The 4592-nt window shown below is 60.9% G+C and carries 2 protein-coding genes; both read left to right on the forward strand.

The genetic code is table 11. The features are described from left to right. The first annotated feature begins 170 nt into the window (after nucleotides 1-170). The gene (locus tag OXU43_05920) at nucleotides 171-2141 is read left to right on the forward strand and encodes an AAA family ATPase (GenBank protein MDD9824690.1); all 1971 of its coding nucleotides are present in this window, start codon (nucleotides 171-173) and stop codon (nucleotides 2139-2141) included. A 193-nt stretch (nucleotides 2142-2334) separates the two neighbouring features. After that, a complete protein-coding gene (locus tag OXU43_05925; protein ID MDD9824691.1) occupies nucleotides 2335-4506 on the forward strand; it encodes a DUF2723 domain-containing protein in 2172 nt (723 codons plus the stop codon). The last annotated feature ends 86 nt before the right edge of the window (nucleotides 4507-4592 follow it).

Genomic DNA, 4592 nt, shown 5'->3' on the forward strand with positions numbered 1-4592 from the left:
CAGGGGGACGCCCTGGATTCACCTCGACTTGTCCAGCGGTTCCCGCAAAGGCGGTTTGGCGCACATCCCCACCGAGGTCACCGGCTTCGGCGTGCGCCTCAGCCTGCGGCTGCTGCTGGACAAGGCGCTGCCGCCGGGCTGAGGGGGGAGCCGAAGAAACGGGCGAACGCATGGATTCCAGCGATTTCAAAAATCTCCGCTGCCAGGTCATTGATTCGCATGAGGCCGGGACCGCGACGCATAAACAAGTGCTGTTGATTATGGCGCAGACCTTCGACACGGAGGGGGCGATGATTCTCTGCGAGCCTTCCGTGGTTGACGCGAAAGCAGGGACGCCCGATATCGCAATTATCGATCCCGAGTCCGGCTTGCACATAGTCGAGGTGAAAGGCGTCCGGTTGGATAAGGTGCTTTCCATCCAGGCGGGCGGCGCGCTTGAAATCGCATACGAAAACAGAAATGACCGGAGAGACCCTTTACGGCAGGCCAGGGCTGCCATGTTCGATGTCAAACATGCCGCCGAGCGCCATTTCGGCGGCGAGCTCAATGTGGCCTTTGAGTGCTGGGCGGTGTTCCCGCGCATACGTCGCAGCGATTGGGAGCATAAATTCGGCGATGCCGTCTCCTCCAGAACGGAAGTGCTGTTCCTGGACGATCTCGAGTCGTCAGAGCTCGGCGACCGAATGCGGGCGCGGGGGCGGGACCGGCTGCAACAGTTCGGGATCGCCGGGCCCGTGCCCGAGGGCCAGATACGGAGCCTGCGGGCGGCATTCGGCGACTCGGCGGTACTGAGACCGAGGGGGCGTCCCTCGTCTTATCGGAAACCCCCCGAGGGTTCCCTGGGCGAACGCCTCGCGGAATCCGATGCGGAGTATCGGGTGCTTACCGAACAGCAGCAGGCCCTTGTCAAAGCGGAATGGGATCGCGGCCCCAGACTCGTGCGCGGCGTCGCTGGCAGCGGCAAGACCGCCGTCATGGCCACGCAATTTGCCCGGATGGTGGAACGATTATACAAGCGCTCGGGCGAACTGTTCGACAGGCAACAATTGTCGGACCAGCGGCAATTATTGGCGGTCTGCTTTAATCGGACGCTCGTGCCGCTTGTCCGCCACTGGATTGAGGAGGCCTATCGCCAGCGGACACGCGCTTCTCTGCCCGCGGATATGGTTATGGTTACGCACTTTAACAGTCTTATGTACCACCTCGCGCAGAAAGACATGGTTCAGTACCAACGTATTTTGCCCGATCAGGACCCTGGTGTGCGAGCACAACGCTACCTTGCGGAGCTTGAAGGCGGTGCCGACACGGAGTTATTCGACGCCATCTTCGTTGACGAGGGCCAGGATTTTCACGAAGACGAATACCGAATTCTGCTGAAGTTGTGCCGGCGCAGGCAGAACGATTTGCCGCTGTTTGTATTCTATGACGAGGCCCAGAATCTCTATGGCCGGGTACGACCAAAATGGATCGATCTGGGACTTGCGATTCGTGGCCGCGCCATAGTCCTGGGGAAGGCGTGGCGCAGTACGCAGCAGATCGTGGAACCGGCGTTCAATGTCCTGCTCGGCAGTTACGCGCAGGTGCCGGTCGGTACGAGCAGCTTCGCGGATGTTGCGACCTTGAGAAGCAGGGAACTGATCGAAACGCGGGATGATTACGTTGTCGTAAAGTTTGCGCCGCGGCAGGGAGAACCGATTCGGTGCGTCCGGCACACGAACGAGGAGGCCGAAAGCGCGGCGATTGCGGCCCGCGTCGAGGAACTTTTGCGTAAAGAGAACCTGACTCCACAAGATATTCTAGTACTGACATTCCGCAAAGAGAGGGCGGACAGGCTCCGGCAGGGGATTGGTGAACGGCTGGGCCCGGCGCAGGTGCATTGCGTGTACGATGAGGACAATAAGGATCTCTCCGCAATCCAGGAGGGCAGGATCGCGCTCTCTACGATCCACTCCGCAAAAGGGTATGAAGCGCCGTTTACGATCCTGGCGTCGGCGAACGAATGCGAAGACAGCATCAGGGGGCGCGCTTCGTTCTATGTCGGTTGCACCCGCGCCCGGCATTGGCTTGAAGTGTCGTGTTACGGAAACTCGAGCATCATGGCGGAATTCGAGCAATGCATCGCCGCCTCATCTTCATCGTAAAACGCCAACGGGCAAGTGAATTCGGTTTTCGGGAGTCTTTTACCGTTGGCGCGCAATATCCGGATTGGCGGGGCGGTAACGGGGCGCGATATTTCCGTTCGGCGGCCGGTGTCGCCGTCCCGCTCGCGGTTCGCGGGTGCAATTCCGCTGCCGGTCTTTTCTGCGCGCGTAGGAACTTGAGGGGAAACTCCTGATGAATTCGGAAAAAGAAATCGTTTTGCACGGCCTGTGGGACAGGCTGCTGGGCAGGTTTCCGTTCCTTGCCCGGGTGCGGATGCCCGCCCATATCCGCCGGGAGGCGGCGTATCCGGCGGCGCTCTTCGCGCTGCTGATGGGCCTCTACGTCTTCACTATGTCCGAGCATACCACCCTCGAAGATTCGGGCGCCTTCATTCTCGTCGTCAAGTTTGCGGGCATCGCCCATCCGCCGGGCTACCCGCTCTATACCATGCTCGGGAAACTGTACAGCCTGCTGCCCTTCGGCAATTTCGCCTTTCGCATCCAGCTGCTCAGCGCGACGGCGGGGGCGCTCGCTTGCGTATGCGTGTATTTTTGCTGTCTCGCCCTCTCGGCCGCCCGCTGGCCGGCGTTTTTTGCGGCCCTGTTTTTCGGCGTCTCGGGCATGCTCTGGCGCCAATCGCTGATCGCGGAGGTCTATTCCCTGCACGCGATGTTTTACTTTCTGTGTCTTTATCTGATCCTGCGCATGCGGCACGGATTCCGCCGGCGGGAACTGTTTTGCCTGGCCTTCGTTTTTGCCCTGGGGCTCAGCCACCACTGGCCGCTGCTGATCCTGAACAGCCTGTCGTTTTTCCCCCTGCTGCTGGTCGGCGCAATCCATACGATGAAGCAGAACAGGCCGCTGGTCGCGCTGGCCGACGCGCCCAAACTGGCCGGTCTGTTCTGCCTGGGATTGCTGCCCTACCTTTACGTCGTCATCCGTTCGCTGTTCGAGCCGTATATCGCGGCCTACGGGCCGGTGTCCTTCTCCGGCCTGCTGGATTACGTCCTGCGCACCCGGTACGCGGCCACCGACGTCAATCCTACGGCTTCTATACAAGACACCCTGCTTTTTGTGCGCTATTTCTTCCACCGCTACCTTGCGGAGATAGGGGTGGTTTCGGCCCTGGCGGCCTGCGCGGGCCTGGCGTATGCCGTCTTCACTAAAAGATGGAGCGTGACGCTCGCGCTGCTGATCGGCTTTTGCTCCAGTTCGCTGATACTGCTGTTCTTCCTGCATTTCGACTACGACATATTGCGCCGCGAGGCGTATATGTCTTATCAGGCGGTGCCCTTCGGCATCGGCGCCATTGCCCTGCATTACGCCCTGGCGGCGGCGCTGCACGGCCGGCCGGGCAAATTGCGCAAAGCGATCCCGGCGGTCGCGGGACTGGCGTTCTGCATAACGACGCTGGCGCAGAATTTCGAAAGGAACGACATGCGCGACAACTCTTTCGCTTACGACTACGCCCGCACCATTCTGGAGTCTCTGCCGCGGGATGCCATCCTGTTCCTGTTCGGCGACCAGCACCTGGGGCCGATTTCCTACACCGGGCTGGTCGCGGGAGTTCGGCCCGATGTCCGCATTTATTCTCCGTTCGGGCATCTTTTCGGAAACCGCCTGTTCAATATGGAAACGGACAGCATTACCTACGGGCAGGAGAAAATAAAGCGGTTCATGAAAAAAGAAAAGCGCCTGTTTTTCACCACCCAGACGCGGCCCTTCGACGGGCTGCGCGAGCACGGCTTCCACTACCACGGGCTGTACTACGAGGTGTCGCTGTCGCGGACGCAAACGCCGGACGACCGGCGGCGCGAGCTTGCCCGCGCCTTTCTGGACCGGTATCGCAACGATCCGCACAGCGATCTCTGGAATTACTACAGGCAGCGCGTCATCGGCGAGAGTTGTCACGTCCTGGCGCTCGCGGGAGAGAGCCATCCTGCATTTCAGGAGCATCACGCATGCCGGCGGGCCCTGGCGGCCCACCTGTTATTCGCCAAGGAAAACGCCCGGGCCTCCAAGCGGTTCCGCGCGCTGTTGGAGGAGGACGTAGCCCCCTGGCCCAAGCCGGAGCGCGAGTGGCTGTACGAACAATACCTGCGGGCCGAACTCGCTCGCATCCCCGAAGCCTCGGGGGATGCGGCCGCAAAACTCAAGGCCTACCAGCGCGCGGTGGACCAAGTCTTTCCGGCGACGGAAATCCGGCCGGTCTGCGATAACGAGATCCCGAAATTGCTGCTGGAGATCGGGTTGCAAGTCCCCGTGGACATTCGCCTGGCCAAATTGGTTCGCAAATTCGGGCACTGCCGCAATCTGCGGCCGTTGTTCGCCAAGGCGAAGAAAGAGCGGTCGAAGGCCAAGTGAGCCCGGCGGCGCGAATCCGCCGGCATTGCCTCCCATAGGCGGGTCTCGCCGGGCGCCCGGCAAATATCCGCCATTCCCTCTTTTTT

The sequence above is a fragment of the Gammaproteobacteria bacterium genome, from assembly GCA_028817255.1.
GTDB classification, from domain to species: Bacteria; Pseudomonadota; Gammaproteobacteria; order Porifericomitales; family Porifericomitaceae; genus Porifericomes; species Porifericomes azotivorans.